Raw genomic sequence first — 18232 nt, forward strand, 5'->3', positions numbered from 1 at the left:
AAGGTGGCCTATTATAGGTGGTTGCTAAGCAAAATCAGGTCTGCAGGCGGATCAGTTATGTTCAACAATCGTTATGTTTTCATCCAAGCACGATGGTTACACTTTAGCTTCGAATTGGTGTCCACATTGGGGGCAAGTTATCCGAACGCGACCATGATGACGCGGAATCCGAATCCGTTGGTGACACTGTGAACAGCGGAAAAAGCGGTATTGCCAATGCTGCTTGACCTGGTATTTTAAACGGCTGAATGGGCGAATAATCGGTGACCAAAAGCGCTGAAAGCCGCGATTGATCGCAACTTGCTGATAAATCTTTTTAGAGAACAAACGCCAGTAACTAATACCGATGAGCATCACGGCAATTAAGAGTAGCCACCCGGTGCGAATGAAAAAACTGATGACGATCAATAGTAAAGCGAGATTGTTTAAAAAGCGGTTTAACGTATCGTTTTGACCGTACCGCCCACGCATCCATGATCGTAGTCGCTGTAATAGTTTTGAGTTTGGTTTCAAATGCTGAACCCCCGTCACTAAAATAATTAATATTTAGTAGCATAACATAGTTTTTCAACAGATAAATAATACCTGTTTGTGCCACTAACGGTGTATACTTAAGCATATTACAGTAAATAGAGGGAAAAACATGTCAACACAATCACAAATCACGCAAACGCAGGTTCTCGATGCTATCAGCCGTGCGGCACTGATGTTGGAGCGCCAAGACGCAGCGCAAAGCGGGTTACAACTGTTGCTCAATGAATTTCGGCGGAGTTTATTGCAGACGAGCGGACAGGCCGCCACGACGGTATTGTATCACGGCAAAATCAAGAGTTACCTGTTACAACATCCGAGCAATTATCCAGATAGCGTCGCGGCGTTATCATCATTATTAGATCATTTTGTTGCGGCTCAGTAATTAGGGCCGTTTTTTTGCGCCAATCAAGTTATTAACCTAACTAGTGATGATTTGGGTAGTGGTTAATGGCAGTCAATGTTGTTATTAGAAAGAAAATTGCGCTATGCTAGATGGTGAACCATGCGAGAGTGATAGTTGCTTTTTTACGTTTACGGTTGTAAACTACAGTTAATTTAATTCGAAGGGTGGTCAAACCATTGGAAGCACAAACTAAAATTGAAATCAGTGATGCCGAATGGGAAGTCATGCGGGTTGCTTGGACGTTGGGCAATGTCACGAGTAGTCAGGTCGCTGAGATCATGGCGGATAAGATGGGATGGAAGACAGCAACGGTCAAGACACTGCTTGGACGGCTCGTCAAAAAAGGTGCGTTACGTGCTGAAAAGAATGGTCGAGCGTTCAATTATTATCCAATGGTTGAGGAACAGCCATCGATGGATGAGGCCGTGGGCACCCTCTTCGGTCATTTATGTCAGATGCGCGTTGGTCAAACGTTGGTGGACCTTGTTAACCAAACGGAATTGAGTCAAACGGATATCGCCGCTTTACAGGCAGTATTGGCTGAAAAAGCCAAGGATGCGCCAGAAATGGTGGACTGCGATTGTGTGCCGGGGACGCGGTGTTAATGTGGTTATAAACGAATATTGAAATAACACTGAATGTCATGTTTGGATTTTCTTAATCTGAACATGACATTTTTTGAGGGAAATGATCTTAAAGATACTTGGCTAACTGAACATGGGGCATTCGTGCAGGCCTTAATCGGAACCATCAGTTATAGTGCGCCTAATGGAAGGGACTTACTTTCAAGATAGGATACTCAGAAAACAGATGAATGGCGACAAAAAGTCAAGAAAGTGTTTTTCTTGACTTTTATCGTCTACAATTGTAAACTTTAACCATAAATTACAGATGTAGACAATCCGACTAGGGGAGGTCGCTATTATGAAAGACATGGATATGCAACACATGGCGCACCATGATTCAAATGACATGGGCGATATGGATATGGGTAACGGTGAGATGATGCACATGGGCAATCTCAAGTTGAAGTTTTGGGTAGCGTTAGTTCTGACGATTCCGATTATCATTATGAGTCCGATGATGGGGGTCAATTTACCATTTCAAATCGTTTTTCGGCCATGGTCCGATTATATCGTCGCAATTTTAGGCACAATCCTGTTTCTATACGGTGGGCAACCGTTTTTCAGCGGTGCCAAGGCGGAGGTCAAAAATCATAAGCCTGCCATGATGACGTTGATTACAATGGGTATCAGTGTGGCGTACGTTTACAGTATCTATGCTGTGGTTGCCAATGACTTGTTAAATGCAAAACCAATGGTGACCGATTTCTTCTGGGAACTAGCGACTTTGATCGTCATCATGTTGTTAGGCCACTGGATCGAGATGAATACGGTCATGAATGCGGGATCGGCGGTAGATAAACTAGCAAAACTATTACCAAGTACGGCACATAAGTTAGTTGATGGGCAGGTCCATGACGTGGCAATTGCTGATCTAGCTAATGGTGATCAAGTTCAGGTCCGGGCTGGTGAACAAATTCCAGCTGACGGCACAGTGTTAAATGGTGCGACTAGTGTGAATGAAGCGATGGTTACTGGTGAAGCTAAGTTAGTTGAAAAACGCGCTAAGGATCAAGTTGTGGGTGGTTCAGTCAATGGTGATGGGACGTTTGAGATGAAAGTCACCGGGACTGGTGAATCCGGATACTTAGCCCAAGTCATGAAGTTAGTCAGTGACGCACAGGCGGCCAAATCGTCGCAAGAAAATATGGCGGATAAAGTGGCCGGACTCTTGTTCTACGCTGCCTTGACCGTTGCAATCGTTGCCTTTATCGTCTGGTTACTCGTGGGCAATCTGGCGTTAGCACTATCAATTGCGGTGACAGTGCTCGTGATTGCTTGTCCTCACGCTTTAGGATTGGCAATTCCATTGGTAGTGGCACGGAGTACGGCGATTGCGGCCAGCCACGGGTTACTGATTCGTAATCGGGATGCGATGGAACAAGTCAAAAAGTTGAACTACGCGTTGATGGATAAGACCGGGACATTGACAGCTGGTAACTTTAAGGTCGCTGATTATCAAAGTAGCGCCGACCGGCTAACTGCGGACGCAGTCTTGGCGATGATGGCCGGTTTGGAAAATGGCTCTAGTCATCCCTTAGCTGTCGGAATTCTTGCTGCCGCTAAGGAACATCAGTTAACCCCTAAGGTTAGTCAGGATGTTCATCAGATTACTGGTGTCGGGTTAAGCGGCACGATTGATGGGCAGACGTATCAGATCGTTTCGGCAGCTTACTTGGATAAACAAAATTTAGCCTATGACCAGCAAACGTTCAATCGACTGGCAAGTGCCGGTAACTCAGTCAGTTTTTTGATTCAGGAGCAGACAGTCTTAGGTTTTGTCGCTCAGGGTGACCAGATCAAGCCGGAAGCCAAGAACTTGATCGATAGTTTGAAGGCCCAAAACATTACCCCAGTAATGCTAACCGGTGATAATCCGCAGAGCGCCCAAGTCGTTGCTAAGCAGCTCGGAATTACAGAAGTGCATGCGGGTTTATTGCCCGAAGATAAGGCTAAGCTCGTTCAACAGTATCAGGCTGATGGTAGCCACGTTATGATGATTGGCGATGGTGTTAACGATGCCCCTAGTCTGGCCCGGGCAGATATTGGCGTTGCCATTGGGTCTGGGACTGACGTTGCTATTGATTCTGCTGATATCGTTCTCGTTAAGAGTAATCCAAATGATGTGGTCGATTTCTTGGCTCTGGCCCGGCGAACGACCCGGAAGATGGCGCAAAATTTATGGTGGGGTGCTGGATACAATGTCATCACAATCCCCTTGGCTGCTGGTATTCTCGCACCACTCGGCTTTATTTTGAACCCGATGTTTGGTGCGGTAGTGATGTCATTAAGCACGGTAATCGTGGCAATTAATGCGATGACGTTACGATTAAAAGACTAAGGTAAACTGATTGGCGTAAATTAATTTGTGCAAATGTGTGTTTATAATGGGTTTAGATGCTAGAATAATAGTATTTAAATCAAGGATGTGAAACCCATGTGTACTAGTTTAACGATTCAAACCACGGCGGGTGATCAGTTTTTAGCACGCACCATGGACTTTGCTTTTGAACTTGGTGGTCGACCAGTGGCAATCCCACGGAATCACCACTTTGACAGTGTTACCAATGCGGACGGTTTTGATAGCCCGTATAGCTTTGTTGGAACGGGCCGTGACTTAAATGGCTATATCTTTGTCGATGGTGTCAATGAGCACGGGGTCAGTGCTGCTGCACTCTATTTCTCGGGACAAGCTCACTTTACTCAGCAGACTAAGGCTGGCAAGGTTAACTTGGCACCCCACGAAGTTTTAATGTGGATTTTAGGAAACGTGAAGAGCACTGCTGAATTAGGCGAACGGATTGCTGACTTGAACGTGATGGAAGCCGCCGCACCACTATTGAATATTGTGGTACCACTACACTGGATCATTAGTGACAAGAGTGGTTCTACTTACGTCTTAGAATTGGAAAATGACGGTGTTCACTACATGAAGAATCCGGTGGGCGTCATGACGAACACACCAGATTTTGAATGGCATCTCAAGAATTTGAGTAATTACGTCAACTTACAACCCGGCCCTCATCCTAGTCGTCAATACGGTGACATGACGGTGAATCCTTTCGGTCCTGGAACTGGGGCGTTGGGAATGCATGGTGACTATACGTCAGTTGCACGCTTCGTTCGGACGGTCTTCATGCGTGAACATACGGATGCAGTAACGACTGATGCAGAAGCTGTCAACGCATTATCACACATGCTGAACTCAGTGGAGATTCCTAAGGGCGTTAAGATGCAAGATAACGGGACGCCAGATTATACCCAGTACCGCGCCTATATGAGCATGAATGAACCAGCATTTTACATGCAACCATACGCGGATCAGACGATTACGCGGGTCGAATTGACACCAGCTTTAATGACGGCCGCGCAACCGACTGAATTTGAATTAAAGACAACCCAACAGTTCCGGTTAGCAAACTAAGTTGGAATATATTAGGGTCAAAATATGAAAGCAGCACCGTTAGCATTTTATGCTAACGGTGCTGCTTTTTTTGATTCTAGGCAGAATAGTACTTTCAATGACCTATAATAATTATTCAAATTAACTTTAATAATTAAATGGTGGTACACTATATTATAGTTTAGGGATACATAACTTATACTCGATAATGATTACAAATAAGCCTTGCATTTTCTTTCTGAAAGATATAATATTTACTAGGTAATAATGATTATAAAGTATTTACGGAGGCGGCAAACATGAAAAAAAGGATGTCTTTGGCACAGCGGGTTAATATTTTGCGAGCAAGTGTCATGGGAGCGAATGATGGAATTCTATCAGTTGCCGGCATTGTTGTTGGCGTTGCGGGGGCAACCACCAATAGTTTTTCGATTTTAATATCTGGACTAGCCGGGATGTTGGCTGGGACGATTTCAATGGCCATGGGTGAATACGTCTCCGTGAATACGCAAAAAGATTCACAAAAAATGGCGATTACTAAGCAGAAGGCAGCACTTGCCGATGATTATGAAGCAGAAGCGTCGCTAGTCGTACAAAAATATGTCAATCAAGGAATCAGTAAACCGTTGGCGCAACAAGCAACCCGGGAAATGATGGCGGAAGATGCGCTGACTACGACGGTGCGTGAGCGCTATGGTTTCAATCCGAACCAGTTCATCAGTCCGTATGCGGCTGGTATTGCGTCGATGATTGCTTTTCCCACTGGCTCAATTTTGCCATTAGTTTCGATCACCTTTTTCCCACCACGGGTGAAGGTGTTAGCAACGGTGTTGGCTGTCGGAATTGCATTAATGATTACGGGATACGTAGCGGCGATGCTGGGTAATGCTAATCGTCGGCGTGGAATGGTTCGTAACGTCGTTGCCGGGTTATTGACGATGATCGTAACGTACTTTATTGGTCACTTATTTGCTTAATTAAAGGGTCAAGGGGAGCGAGCTTATGCAACTGACAAGGACAAAGTCTGAGAAGACCAAACAAACGATGGATGAGAAGTTAAACTCATTACGAGCAGGTGTCTTAGGTTCTAATGATGGTATTTTAACCGTTGTGGGGGTGCTGTTTAGTGTGGCGGCCGCCACGACTAATCAGTTCACGATTTTTATTGCTGGATTATCTGATTTATTAGCCTGTGCTTTTTCGATGGCGTCAGGAGAATATGCTTCGGTCAGCACGCAGAAGGACACTGAAAAAGCCGTGGTTGAAAAGGAGCGGCAATTGCTGAAGACGGATTTTGAGGGTGAATTGCATGCTGTTCAACGCCACTATATGACTCTTGGCGTGACGGAAGAGACGGCGATGGCGATTGCACGCGATTTATTAACTAAAAAACCATTGGCAACCGTTGTCAGCATCAAATATGATATGCAACTAGGACACTATATGAATCCTTGGGATGCAGCGTTTGCATCGCTATTCTCAGCGTCAGCAGGAGGCGTCTTCCCGTTGCTCGCGATGACGTTTGCACCGGCTCATTGGCAGTGGCCGGCAACAATTATCGCGGTGTCCGTTGCCGTGGCCTTAACAGGATATTTATCGGCCGTATTAGGTAAGGGCAATGTGAAGACGGCGGTGATTCGCAACGTGCTCGTTGGGATCGTGACGATGTTCATTCACTACTACGTTGGGACGCTCTTTTAAGTACTTCTGTCCTGGTCAGTTCGGACTAGGGATTGTCAACAGTGAAACAATAGCTAACCAAACGGCACTTGAAGTACGGTGTGCTGGAAACGGCATCAGTATGGGCGCAAATTGTTAGGATCGGTACGAACTTAAATAGCACTGGGGCGGGCAATTACTGTAGTTACCTGCCCCAGTGCTATTTAGTTGAGGGCGGTTTCCGTGTAATTGCGCACAATGAGTAATAAAAGTTCGGATTTATCGTTGCTTATAGATGATAGAACTTGATTATGATAAAGATTACTGAATCTTCCTAAAAAACAACGCTCGATTTTCAGTGAGTTTTAATTAAGTCTCGGTATAATATTGCCATTAATTAAATTGAGGTAGAGCGAAATTGAAAAATATGACAACTAACCGTTATATGAAGGGCATCATGTGGGCGATGTTGGCCTCGACCCTGTGGGGAGTCTCAGGTACAGTGATGCAGTTCGTATCACAAAACCAAGCCATCCCGGCTGATTGGTTCTTATCTGTAAGGACGTTATCTGCTGGAATCATTCTGTTAGCGATTGGATTTGTGCAACAGGGTACCAAAATCTTCAAAGTCTTTAGATCTTGGGCGTCGGTTGGACAATTAGTGGCATACGCGACAGTGGGATTGATGGCGAATATGTATACTTTTTACATCAGTATTGAGCGCGGAACAGCCGCTGCCGCCACTATTTTACAATACTTAAGTCCTTTGTTTATTGTACTAGGAACGTTGCTGTTTAAACGGGAACTGCCTTTACGAACTGATTTAATTGCGTTTGCGGTCTCCTTGTTGGGGGTGTTTTTAGCAATCACTAAGGGTAACATTCATGAGTTGGCGATTCCGATGGATGCACTCGTCTGGGGAATCCTTTCGGGGGTAACAGCGGCCTTGTACGTAGTCTTGCCGCGAAAGATTGTAGCCGAAAATTCACCGGTCGTGATTCTTGGTTGGGGGACATTGATTGCGGGAATCCTATTTAATTTATATCACCCAATTTGGATCGGTGCACCAAAAATTACACCAACGCTAGTGACTTCAATTGGCGCCATCGTTTTAATCGGGACGATTTTTGCTTTCTTATCGTTGCTACATAGTCTACAGTACGCGCCGTCTGCGGTGGTCAGTATTGTTGATGCCGTCCAACCAGTAGTGACTTTTGTACTAAGTATTATTTTCTTAGGCTTACAAGTGACATGGGTCGAAATCCTCGGCTCGTTATTGGTGATTGTCGCGATTTATATCTTGCAGCAGTATCGGAGTGATCCGGCTAGTGATTAGTTGTAATGATAGTTATCATTTTTGTTTAGTTAGGGCCCTTGAATAAGGGCTCAGCAGGACTTGACCATTTGTGAAATGACCAAAAATAAAAGCTGCGTGTCAGAATTTTAACATTCTGATGCGCAGCTTTAATCATAATTTGAGTAGATTAAAGTTATCTTGGGGGACGATGGTTGGTAAGTTGTGCTACGCCAACACCAGTTTCCGGGCGGGGGCGTGCATTTTAATAACTTCGGCACCCAGGTCAATATAAGGCTGACCTTCCGCAATCAATCCGAACTTCTCGTAAAACTTCTGGGCGTGCGTTTGGGCATCGATTTCAATGGTGGCGGCGCTGTAATGCACTTTAAGAATTGCCATGACGTGATTCATGAGTTGCTTGCCAAGGCCCGTCCCACGATAGCAACTGTCAGTCGTTATCCGGCCGAACGAAACGACCCCAGCATGTTCGTAAATTCGTGCATAAGCGACGAGTTGCCCCTGATCGTAGGCGAAGACGTGACGCGCGTCCAAGTCAGTATCATCAGGGTCTTGGTAAGACCGATCTTGTTCTTTAATAAAGGTCTTGGCACGAAGTTGATAAATATCGTGCAGTTGGGTGGTGGTTAGACCATTAAATTGCTTAACGTACCATTTCAAATTCAAGTGAAAGCCTCCTTGAAAACTGAAGAATATCGCCAGTTATTTTCAAATTGAGTCTATAATTTAACACTTGTATTTTTGACCGTCAATTGCAAAGACCCGCGATTTATCAATGGTTACAGGTATTGCTTTTGATGAAAAAAACATGAGAACGGATTGCTGGTTGTACCAGTGAATTGATAGCTTGATTATCAGTCATCGTTAGTTAACTGTCTAGATATTATCATTTTTCTCATAATTTGATGGATAATAAAAGAACCACCACGCATTGCCTATTGTGGTGATTCTGGTTGATCTTTAAATTGTTTTTTTGACGGCCTGGTAATTAATTAATACCAAGCAGGTTTGTCACCATCGGTATTAGGTTTGTTAACACCTAAAGACGTGCGAATGTTACTTGTGGGATCTTGGGTTAATTTAACGACGAGTGCCGCAATGCTCTTACGAGAAACTTCAGTTCCCTTAAACGGATCGTGTCGCTGGGTTATTTCGTAGTCGATTTCGTCCTTATTAGTCAACCACGCAGGGCGAATGATTGTGTAGTCGAGATCGGAATTTTCTAGGACTTCAGCCGCGGCGTAGTAGCGCGTCAGGTAACTACCCAACGTTGCGTTGTTCCATTGACCGAACTTGCCGGGAACTTCGTCATAGATCCCTAAAGTTGAGATCCAAATGAGCCGTTTGAGGCCGCTGGTATGCATGGCTTTTAACACTGTTTCAGCCTGCTGTTTGATGTTTTGACCAGCCAAATTAGCATAAACGACATCTTGTCCCGTCATCGCCTGGGTTAATTTGGCTTCATCAGTCGTGTCACCATCGATAATCGTCACCCGGTCAGATTGTTGGTCTGCGACCCGGCTACTATTACGTAAGTAAAGTGTCAAATTATCAGTTGTGTTGGCTAAAAATTGCTGTTCGGCTAAACGAGCAATTTGGCCCGCAGCCCCTAAGATCAATACATTTGTCATATAATCCCCTCCTGAACATCTTAACTGTAAACTTAATTATTACAGAATTCAAGTAAGCAGTTTCAAAAAAGTTAAGCAAATTTGTGCCACTTTTTGAATTTAGACTTATAATAAACATGTAGCGAAGTTGTACTTCGCTGTCCAAGATAAAAGAGGCGATAATCATGGCACAAAAGCTTAGCAAGGAACAAAAAAAGGCTATGATTCAAAAAGCCGAAGAAGAACGTGCAAAGCATCCAAAGAAGAAGAGTGGCGTTTCCGGTTTCGAAACGATCGATGAAGATGCTAAAAAGTTATCTAATAACTAATAATTAGCGTGATTCTTCAGTTAGGGCGAGACATTGGTCGCGCCCTTTTATTTTGTCCAAAATGAGTGCACGGGATCGCCTGGTGATGATTGACTGGTTCGAGCAAAATTGCAGTTGGCACGGAGACTGATGGTCGGTTGTTAGCAATGCTATGACAGCCATCCATTTGAATAGCTGTCACATCAGTCTTGCAGTATAATAGCGGTAATTAATGATGGGGGTGACGCAAATGGATCAATTTACAGCGTTTATGGCGCAGCTTGATAAGACGTTGGCACAAGAGCAATTATCGTCTACTGATCTGGTGTACGTGCCAGTAACCTTTAGCTTCCATAATCAGCGCTTACAGGTTGCCATTAATATGCTCCAAACTTCATTTAATCAGGGTAATAATGTATTTGGGGTGCCTGATATTCTGGATCGAATCAGAATGTTGGTCGGTTTGGAATTAGCTGATCGCCCGCAGTCTCGCTGGCCTACGAAGATGACGACCCAGCAACTAACAATCACGCCACATAAAATGGTCAGGGTGATCCCAGTTGATATGCGGGCATATCAAGTGGAGTGATTTAGCACTCTGATGCGGAGAGTGCTAAATTGTTGCAATCTTGATGAAAGTGCTTATTATTAATGATGTAAACAAATTGAAAGGGTGATTTCATAATGGCTAACGATATGATGAATTGGCACAATGATTTATTTGATCGGTTGAATGACTGGACTAAGATGGACGATTTGGTTAATGGATTCGGTCGGACATTCTTAAATGCTGGTAGTCATGGGTCGGTCCTAAAGACTGATATTAAAGAAAATGACGATCAGTACACGATGAAAGTCGATGTTCCTGGAATCGATAAACAGAATATTGCCTTGAAGTATCGGGATGGCACATTATCGATTGCTGTAAAACGCGATAGTATTAGTGATGAAAGCGATAAAGATGGTAATATTATCGCGAGCGAACGTCAAACTGGTCGCTTTGGCCGGCAATATTCTTTACCCGACGTTGATGTTGACAAGATCGAAGCACGATATGAAAATGGGGTGTTGCAGTTAACTTTGCCAAAGAAGGCAGCTGCGGATACCCATCATATTGAAATTCAGTAATGGTTTATATGACGACTTGCCGCGATTGGTGGCAGGGCGTCTTTTTATTGTATTTATAGTGGATGAAACGGTTACAAGAATTTGTAAATTTTTGATGAAATCTGGAGTCAGATACTCACATCTTTGCTGGATTTCTGGTACAATTTAATCCTATCGATATATCAATTGAACTGAATATTGATAATGATAGGATATGTTTGTTGTCGGATTTGTAAGAAAGTAGGAATGCGTGATGACGGAAGGTTTTAGACCGAGTCACCCTAAGATTGAGATTGACGATGACCCTGGAATACGGGCTCAAATCGAAGCTTTGACTGGTGAACTCTCACAACAACAATTGGCTAAATGGGCGTTAATTATCGCCAAGAAAGCCTTGCAGTATGTTGATAACCAACAGAAATATGATCGACAATTGCGACTCGCAATTGATGCTAATGAATTGTGGCAAGTTAATCTTGTTAGTGGCTACCAGGTACGGCAGGCACTGACAAGATTGACTAAGTTAAGTGCAACGACGACGAGTTCCATTGGCGCGGCGGCACTGGACTGCGTTCGCTGGGCCGTAGCTTCCGCAGATGCGGATGAAAATGCGCTGCGGGCCTCGGACCAAGCAATTAAATTGGTTAATTTAACGCAACCAAATGACATGGTTGCGGTCACTGCCGAGCGTCAGTGGCAGTACGATCAGTTAGCTGGATTAGCAGCTAACATTCAGCAGGGGTTACGCCGTATGCTATAATCTTCACAGAGATTAAATTAGGTGGGGATATTTTATGGCAACGGTACATGCAGAAGCAAAGGCGGAGTTGTTACGTCAGTATCAAGAAATTGTAACGAAGTATTTAACGAATATTTCGGAAACAGTGGACGTGAAGGCGCATTTTGAATTAAAAAACGAACCAGGATTTAATTATTTTGTGGATTATTTGTTTTTAGCCAATGTTTGTTACCAAGCGAGTCTGGATATTTTGAATAATGAAGATCAAAAATATCCAGATATTAATAAGCGGCTAGCAGCGGTCATCTTAAAATACCCCGAGTATTTGACATTGGCCGTTTTCAATGCCGATTTCCAGGATGAAAGTGTGACGGATCACTACGAAAAAACACTCGTAGATTTGGCTAACACTTTGGATTAATTTGTAAATAAGGTGGTCACGAACTTCGGATAGACGAAGCCTCGTGGCCTTTTTTGGAGGGTTAGTAATGATTGAATGGGATGCGGCAACAATTAAAGATTTTCAGACGACGCTATTAGATTGGTTTGATCACGAAGGCCGCGATTTACCATGGCGACATGACCATGAGCCTTACCACGTCTGGGTCTCTGAAATTATGTTACAGCAGACGCAGGTTCAAACTGTGATTCCTTATTATCAGCGCTTTATGGCACTTTTTCCAACGGTAGCGGACCTAGCTGCCGCACCTGAGTCACAGTTGTTAAAGGCGTGGGAGGGCCTGGGTTATTATTCACGTGTCCGCAACATGCAACGGTGTGCCAAACAATTGTTAACCGATTACGATGCACAGTGGCCTCAAACTGCCGCTGAGCTGACGGAGTTGATTGGGATTGGCCCGTACACTGCAGGAGCGATTGCCAGCATTGCGTTCAATGAACCAGTTCCAGCTGTGGATGGTAATGCCTATCGCGTCTTTAGCCGGTTGCTCAAGATTGATGCGGATATTGCGAAGCCCCAGACCCGCGCTGTTTTTGAACGGGTAATCAGTCAGATTATTTCACAAGAGCGACCTGGAGATTTTAACCAGGCGATTATGGACCTCGGTTCAAGCTACATGACAGCGCGGCAACCAGATACGGCTCATTCGCCGGTCAAACGCTTTAATCAAGCTTATTTGGATGGGGATGAGTTAGCCTATCCGGTCAAGACGAAGAAACCGCGGCCCAAGCCGGTTGCTTACGTGGCGGTATTAGCTAAGATGCAGGATCAGTGGTTGATGACGAAGCGACCGAGTAACGGGATGTTGGCTAATTTATGGACGGTTCCCTTGATTCCGATTGCAGATTTAGACTTAGATGATGATTACCAACCTGAAGAACTAGTTACGGCGGTAGAAAATTATTTTAAACGTGAATATCAGCTCCAGCTAACGGCCCATTATCTGACCGGCCGCCCTGTGACCCATACGTTTACGCATCAGAAGTGGACCATTCAAGGTTTGAGTGGTCAAGTTGGTTTAAGTGACTTAGCCTACTTTGCTGGTCAGACTTTTACGTTGATTGAGCGGCAGAAACTTCCAATGCCTAAGGTTCAAGAAAAAATTTTTGCACGCTATTCAATTGATTAATTCAGTCAACATTAAATACTTTTCACCCTTCAGATGTGCTATGGTTGTGGTAGAATATAGCAAATCAATATTGTGACGGAGGGTCGCGCATGTTAAATGTATTTGATATCGTTAAGTTAACAAAGATAGACCATAAAGAAGTCGACAGTAATCAAGTGGTTGTTACAGATGGTAACGGTAAGCCCAATGCGATTTTGACAGAATTATTGAATGATGTTGTGGGAAATATGCGGATCTTTATTAACATGGAAGATGTTTATTCGGTCGATGACTTAATGCGCGCATTGGCCGCCCATACGCCATTGCCACAAGATGTCTTAGAAGAATATGAAAAGGTATTGCGGGAACCGATTTATAACATTAATTTTGTGCCGAAAAGGGGCCAAGTTGAAGTTGTGATCGGTGAAGGCTAACGTGATTGTCATAATCATGATAAGATGTTAGTCAACTCATTGTGATGAAAATCAGGGCCATTCGTGGGACCTGATTTTTTTGTGCTGAATTGATGATAGTGGCTGTCACGAGGACTGATCAATATGTGGTTGCGGGAAAGTGTTGGTTCAATTTAACGATACCGGCACCTGCGTTATAATGGAGTCAACTTATGGTCATGAAATGTGATAGGTTATTGTAAATGGTCATAGATTGTTTACCGCATCGTACGATAGGAGGAGTGCTCATTATGCAATTAAAATTAGAACGGATTTACACGAAACCAGTTGATACGGATGGTTATCGGGTGTTGGTAGATCGCTTGTGGCCCCGGGGTATTTCGAAGGTTAACGCTCAGTTGGACAATTGGGTAAAGGAAATTGGCCCGTCGACCACGTTACGTAAGTGGTTCAATCATGAACCGGCGAAATATCCCGAATTTGTCGAGCGTTACCGGGCTGAATTGGATGAGAATCCCCTGACGGCCAGCTTTATTAGTCAAGTTGCTGAACAACTGACGAAGACGAATGTGATCTTATTGTTCGGTGCCAAGGACGAACAACATAATCAGGCAGTGGTACTGCGTGATTACCTGAAGGATAGTGGTCAATTACCAACCGCTTAATATAAATTGCGTAATATTGGTATAGATGAAATTGGGATTAGACCTGCAATAAACTGCGACCATCAAATTATTTTAATTATTTTTTGAAAACGCTAGCAATTAGCTGCGAATTTTGCTATGATTATGTTGTTAATTAATGACGTCAACTATTACAGTGCACAATAATGGGGGCTGCATTGTTAGGCAAGCAAGATTGGGGATAATTTTATGATAAACTTATGTGTGTTACCAAGTACCGCAAGTTGTCGCAAGGCCCACCGGTGGTTACTCGAACACCGGATCCCGTTTCATGAACGTAATATGAATGCACAGCCGTTAACGGAGACTGAAATCAAGCACCTGCTACAGTACACGTACAATGGCATTGATGATTTGATCAGTACTAAGTCCAATGCTTATCACCAACTGAGTAAGACGACACCGATTGAAGATATGCCATTAAGCGAAGCTGTTCGGGTATTAAGCCAAACACCGCAATTATTGCGGCGGCCAATTATTTTTGACGATCACCGACTTCTGTGCGGCTTTAACCAAGATGAGATTCGGATGTTTATTCCACGTGAACAGCGCGTACTCAAGATGCAAGCAATGTCAGAACATCAGATGGCTTAAAATGATCGGCTTATGAGTTGATGCCGTGTTTTTGGGGCGAAACATTATAAAACAGTACTACTTACTTGCCAGTATAAACTGATTGGCACAGTTAAGCGGTGCTGTTTTGTGTGTAAATTGACAAATTACAGCTATTTAGTTAGTATACTAACTAAATAGTGGAGGATGAAATGGATAATATTGGTTATTTACTAATGCAGTTTTCCAAACAGTTACGTTATCAGCTAAATCAACGGCTAATTGCTAACGGATTGACGATTCAACAATGGGCTGTGATGCAACAAATCAGTCTTTGGGTCGAAAGAACGGCGCAACAGCCGACTGCCAACCAGCTGTGCCACGTTCTCGATATGGACCGGCCGACGATGTCAGGAATTCTTCGACGCTTAGCTGCCAAGCGATTGGTTGAACAGGAAGTTAATCCAGCGGACCAGCGAGCAAAGCTACTACGCTTGACCCAAGTTGGCATACAAGAATTGCAGGCCGGCCAGCGTATTAGCGATCAGGTTGTTGCGACGGGGCTTCAGAAATTGACGGCTGCTGAAAAACAGTCTTTAAGACAACTGTTAAAAAAACTAGGGAGCAATTAATAAAATGAAAATACTGGTGATAGGTGGGACGGGAAATATTGGCTTACCGTTAATTCAATATCTAGATCAACAGGTGGGGGTGCAAGTTGTTGCTGGTGCCCACAACTTACATAAAGACGAGCAACTATTGGCTGCGTATCCGAACGTCGAAATTCGACGTTTTGATTTTTTAGACGAGACGACCTTTGATGCGGCGTTACGGGGAATCCAAAAGGTGTTTTTCGTGCGGCCACCACAACTTGCTAAACCCAAGCAAGATATGTGGCCCTTCCTAAAATGCTTACAAGCACACCACATTGAGCAGGTCGTATTTGTTTCGTTGATGGGTGTTGAGCATAATCCAATGACGCCACATCATCAAATCGAGCAGATGATCGAACAGTTACAGTTACCGTACACATTCATTCGACCGAGCTTCTTTATGCAAAATTTGAATACCACGCATCGCGTCGACATTCAGCAAAATCACGATTTGTTTATCCCAGCCGGGCGGTCGAAGACGAGTTTTATTGATACACGTGATATTGGTGAGATTGCGGGCGTGGCGTTACTAGATACACAATATTTACAACAGAAATTGACTGTGACTGGTCCAGAAGCGTTGACTTATCAGCAAATTGCGGCGCTAATGACTGAATCCTTTGGTCACCCGGTAACGTATCATCGACCGAGCTTATGGCGGTTTCGCCGCGTGATGTTGAAGCGGGGAATCAAGAAGGACTATGTTAATGTTATGGTAATGCTGTATTTGATTACCCAGTTGGGCAACGCTAAACGCGTGACCGATACGGCTGAAAAAGTGCTGGGTCACGCCCCGCATACGATGACAACTTACTTACGAGATTATGCAGATCAGTTACAGTAGTTAGGTCGAGGAGTAGGCATGTCATTTGGCAGTTGTGGGTTAATTTAGTGGTGAGCATGGTCAACAAAAAAACAGTTACCTCATTTTGAAGTAACTGTTTTTTAGCGGACATATCCAGTACAGACTAGCTAATTCAAGCAAACAGGCATTGAAGTAGGATGCCTGCTGATTTTTATAAGCGATAACGACTAGCAAATACAATGCTTAGGCATACTTATGTGCAATTTTAGCCGCAACGGCCGCCGCGATAGCACCAACTAGGTCATCAATAAACGTGTTAACAACGCCTGACTTATCAGTATCTAACTTCTTAATGACGCCTTCTTTAACTTTATCCACGTAACCATAATTAGTGACGCCGATGGTGCCGTAAATATTCGCCATATTAAGTGCTAAGCCTTCATCAACACCGAAGACGCCGGCGTCACTGGCAATGATAGATTGGAGCGGCTCGTTTAGCTGGCCTTCTGTGGCAAGGCGGTCGAGTTCTAACGCAACCATCGCATTGTTCAATAGTTCGCGCTTATGCAGTACTTCTTGCGTCTCCATTTCGCACTCTTCGATTGTTAAGTTAGGGACGTATTTTGTTTGTAAGTTATAAGTGATATGCGCAATTTCATGATAAGTAATCCCTTTTGCGGCTAAGGCTTGAATGACGAACTCATACGCAGCCTTATCAGGATATTTAAACGTTGGTTTTTCCATAGTTACCCTCCAGAAATAAACAATTTGAGTAGGTTAGTTATTTAACCTAGTAAGTCCATTATAACGAGATGAGTGGCTAAAGAATATGATTTGGGTTCAATATTCGTTGGTGCGGGTTAAAAAGGCGATTGTTGAAAACGATGACTGGTTATTTTAATTGAAACGCGTAAAATAAGACTGTTAAACATAATGAAGGGTAAGATAATTTTGATGAAACGTTGGCGAACGGTGATTCAATTGTTATTGATTGTTTTTGTTATCGGTGCGGCTGTGATTTTAGTTGGGGCCCGGAATCATGATACCAAGATTACGAAAGTAACGAGTCAATTGACACCGCGTTCTGCACGAATATTAAAGAATCAATATGACCAGTCAAAGACAGCGACGGTCTTTTTACATGGCTACAATGGTGGGGCGTATTCGACGAACTATCTGATTCGTAAAGCCGAAAAAGCGGGGGCTGCCCAAAAAGCGTTAGTGGTGCACGTGTACAAGAATGGTGTGATGGCCTTTAAGGGTTATTGGCAAAAGTCAATCAAGAATCCGATGGTTCAAGTTGTTTTTCAAGATAATCACGCCTCACAAAAAGCCCAGATCTATTGGTTACACCAAGTCTTAGTCCAACTAAAAGCGAAGTATGGCGTCAAAGCTTATAATGCGGTTGGTCATTCCCTCGGGGCCAATGATATTGTCAATCAGGCATTGAAGTATGGGCATGACAAACGCTTACCAACGTTGAATAAAATCGTGACGATTGGCGGACCGTTCGATGGCCTGACCGGGTTTCTGAGCACGCAGACGGAAGCAACGGTCCGGCGCTTGGATGTTAAACCAAGTCGTTTCACGAAGCATTTTTCAGAAATGCTCAAGTATCGCCACAATTTTCCAGACAACGTGAAACTACTCAATGTCTATGGAGATACAAACACGGGGTATAACAATGATGGTTTTGTGGGTGTCGCTTCAGCGCGCTCAATTCGGTACTTGTTGCGCGGAAAATTAGCACAGTATCAAGAAGCTTTCTACAGTGGGGAACAGGCGGCGCATTGCGCGTTGAATCAGAATCCAAGTGTCGCTCACAAGATGATTGCCTTTTTGTGGTAAGTGTTATTG

At 43.9% G+C, this 18232-nt stretch carries 23 protein-coding genes; 19 read left to right on the forward strand and 4 right to left on the reverse strand.

Features of this window, described 5'->3' with window-relative positions:
• Nucleotides 1-96: 96 nt before the first annotated feature.
• On the reverse strand, nucleotides 97-513 hold the full coding sequence (locus E5260_RS01265) for a hypothetical protein (protein ID WP_003645549.1): 417 nt from the start codon (nucleotides 511-513) through the stop codon (nucleotides 97-99).
• 130 nt (nucleotides 514-643) lie between these two features.
• Here E5260_RS01265 and E5260_RS01270 point away from each other — a divergent pair, with 130 nt between their 5' ends.
• The 7 genes from E5260_RS01270 to E5260_RS01300 all read left to right on the forward strand — a co-directional run bounded on the left by E5260_RS01270 (nucleotide 644) and on the right by E5260_RS01300 (nucleotide 7958).
• Nucleotides 644-916, forward strand: a complete 273-nt coding sequence (locus E5260_RS01270) for a hypothetical protein (protein WP_003642973.1) — start codon at nucleotides 644-646, stop codon at nucleotides 914-916.
• A 197-nt stretch (nucleotides 917-1113) separates the two neighbouring features.
• Nucleotides 1114-1542 (forward strand): CopY/TcrY family copper transport repressor, encoded by a 429-nt coding sequence (locus E5260_RS01275; protein ID WP_003645550.1) that lies wholly within the window; start codon nucleotides 1114-1116, stop codon nucleotides 1540-1542.
• 319 nt (nucleotides 1543-1861) lie between these two features.
• Nucleotides 1862-3901 (forward strand): heavy metal translocating P-type ATPase, encoded by a 2040-nt coding sequence (locus tag E5260_RS01280; RefSeq protein ID WP_003642971.1) that lies wholly within the window; start codon nucleotides 1862-1864, stop codon nucleotides 3899-3901.
• Nucleotides 3902-3997: 96 nt separating this feature from the next.
• Complete coding sequence (locus tag E5260_RS01285) at nucleotides 3998-4984, forward strand: choloylglycine hydrolase family protein (protein ID WP_003642970.1); 987 nt, start codon at nucleotides 3998-4000, stop codon at nucleotides 4982-4984.
• A gap of 278 nt (nucleotides 4985-5262) precedes the next feature.
• Nucleotides 5263-5940 carry a VIT1/CCC1 transporter family protein gene (locus E5260_RS01290; RefSeq protein ID WP_003642969.1) on the forward strand — a complete coding sequence of 226 codons (678 nt, stop codon included), beginning with the start codon at nucleotides 5263-5265 and terminating at the stop codon, nucleotides 5938-5940.
• 25 nt (nucleotides 5941-5965) lie between these two features.
• A complete protein-coding gene (locus E5260_RS01295; RefSeq protein WP_003642968.1) occupies nucleotides 5966-6664 on the forward strand; it encodes a VIT1/CCC1 transporter family protein in 699 nt (232 codons plus the stop codon).
• Nucleotides 6665-7049: 385 nt separating this feature from the next.
• Nucleotides 7050-7958 (forward strand): DMT family transporter, encoded by a 909-nt coding sequence (locus E5260_RS01300; RefSeq protein ID WP_011102124.1) that lies wholly within the window; start codon nucleotides 7050-7052, stop codon nucleotides 7956-7958.
• A 186-nt stretch (nucleotides 7959-8144) separates the two neighbouring features.
• Here the strand turns inward: E5260_RS01300 and E5260_RS01305 are convergent, their stop codons facing one another.
• Together E5260_RS01305 and E5260_RS01310 are read right to left on the reverse strand one after the other, a co-directional pair.
• A complete protein-coding gene (locus tag E5260_RS01305; protein ID WP_003642966.1) occupies nucleotides 8145-8603 on the reverse strand; it encodes a GNAT family N-acetyltransferase in 459 nt (152 codons plus the stop codon).
• A gap of 326 nt (nucleotides 8604-8929) precedes the next feature.
• Nucleotides 8930-9568, reverse strand: coding sequence for an SDR family oxidoreductase (locus tag E5260_RS01310; protein ID WP_003642965.1), 639 nt, complete (start codon nucleotides 9566-9568; stop codon nucleotides 8930-8932).
• A gap of 164 nt (nucleotides 9569-9732) precedes the next feature.
• Here E5260_RS01310 and E5260_RS01315 point away from each other — a divergent pair, with 164 nt between their 5' ends.
• The 11 genes from E5260_RS01315 (at nucleotide 9733) to E5260_RS01365 (ending at nucleotide 16414) form a co-directional block, all read left to right on the forward strand.
• Nucleotides 9733-9876: a hypothetical protein gene (locus E5260_RS01315; protein WP_003642964.1), complete on the forward strand. Its 144-nt coding sequence runs from the start codon at nucleotides 9733-9735 to the stop codon at nucleotides 9874-9876.
• Between the two features lie 211 nt (nucleotides 9877-10087).
• Nucleotides 10088-10444 (forward strand): hypothetical protein, encoded by a 357-nt coding sequence (locus tag E5260_RS01320; protein ID WP_003642963.1) that lies wholly within the window; start codon nucleotides 10088-10090, stop codon nucleotides 10442-10444.
• Nucleotides 10445-10539: 95 nt separating this feature from the next.
• A complete protein-coding gene (locus E5260_RS01325) occupies nucleotides 10540-10983 on the forward strand; it encodes an Hsp20/alpha crystallin family protein (RefSeq protein WP_003642962.1) in 444 nt (147 codons plus the stop codon).
• Nucleotides 10984-11215: 232 nt separating this feature from the next.
• Nucleotides 11216-11722, forward strand: coding sequence for a putative immunity protein (locus E5260_RS01330; protein ID WP_003642961.1), 507 nt, complete (start codon nucleotides 11216-11218; stop codon nucleotides 11720-11722).
• A 34-nt stretch (nucleotides 11723-11756) separates the two neighbouring features.
• Entirely contained in the window at nucleotides 11757-12122 is a 366-nt protein-coding gene (locus tag E5260_RS01335; RefSeq protein WP_003642960.1) for a hypothetical protein, read from the forward strand.
• Nucleotides 12123-12189: 67 nt separating this feature from the next.
• Nucleotides 12190-13290: an A/G-specific adenine glycosylase gene (mutY, locus tag E5260_RS01340; RefSeq protein ID WP_003642959.1), complete on the forward strand. Its 1101-nt coding sequence runs from the start codon at nucleotides 12190-12192 to the stop codon at nucleotides 13288-13290.
• Nucleotides 13291-13379: 89 nt separating this feature from the next.
• A complete protein-coding gene (locus E5260_RS01345) occupies nucleotides 13380-13703 on the forward strand; it encodes a hypothetical protein (protein WP_003642958.1) in 324 nt (107 codons plus the stop codon).
• A gap of 269 nt (nucleotides 13704-13972) precedes the next feature.
• The gene (locus E5260_RS01350; protein WP_021356477.1) at nucleotides 13973-14347 is read left to right on the forward strand and encodes a DUF488 domain-containing protein; all 375 of its coding nucleotides are present in this window, start codon (nucleotides 13973-13975) and stop codon (nucleotides 14345-14347) included.
• 207 nt (nucleotides 14348-14554) lie between these two features.
• Nucleotides 14555-14959, forward strand: coding sequence for a Spx/MgsR family RNA polymerase-binding regulatory protein (locus tag E5260_RS01355; protein ID WP_003643504.1), 405 nt, complete (start codon nucleotides 14555-14557; stop codon nucleotides 14957-14959).
• A 170-nt stretch (nucleotides 14960-15129) separates the two neighbouring features.
• Nucleotides 15130-15549 carry a MarR family winged helix-turn-helix transcriptional regulator gene (locus tag E5260_RS01360; RefSeq protein WP_003643503.1) on the forward strand — a complete coding sequence of 140 codons (420 nt, stop codon included), beginning with the start codon at nucleotides 15130-15132 and terminating at the stop codon, nucleotides 15547-15549.
• 4 nt (nucleotides 15550-15553) lie between these two features.
• Entirely contained in the window at nucleotides 15554-16414 is an 861-nt protein-coding gene (locus tag E5260_RS01365; protein WP_003642954.1) for an NmrA family NAD(P)-binding protein, read from the forward strand.
• A gap of 204 nt (nucleotides 16415-16618) precedes the next feature.
• Here the strand turns inward: E5260_RS01365 and E5260_RS01370 are convergent, their stop codons facing one another.
• On the reverse strand, nucleotides 16619-17119 hold the full coding sequence (locus E5260_RS01370; RefSeq protein WP_003642953.1) for a phosphatidylglycerophosphatase A family protein: 501 nt from the start codon (nucleotides 17117-17119) through the stop codon (nucleotides 16619-16621).
• A gap of 189 nt (nucleotides 17120-17308) precedes the next feature.
• Between E5260_RS01370 and E5260_RS01375 the strand changes: the two genes are divergently transcribed.
• Nucleotides 17309-18223, forward strand: coding sequence for an alpha/beta hydrolase (locus E5260_RS01375; RefSeq protein ID WP_003642952.1), 915 nt, complete (start codon nucleotides 17309-17311; stop codon nucleotides 18221-18223).
• Nucleotides 18224-18232: the final 9 nt, after the last annotated feature.

It is taken from the genome of Lactiplantibacillus plantarum, from assembly GCF_014131735.1.
Taxonomy (GTDB): domain Bacteria; phylum Bacillota; class Bacilli; order Lactobacillales; family Lactobacillaceae; genus Lactiplantibacillus; species Lactiplantibacillus plantarum.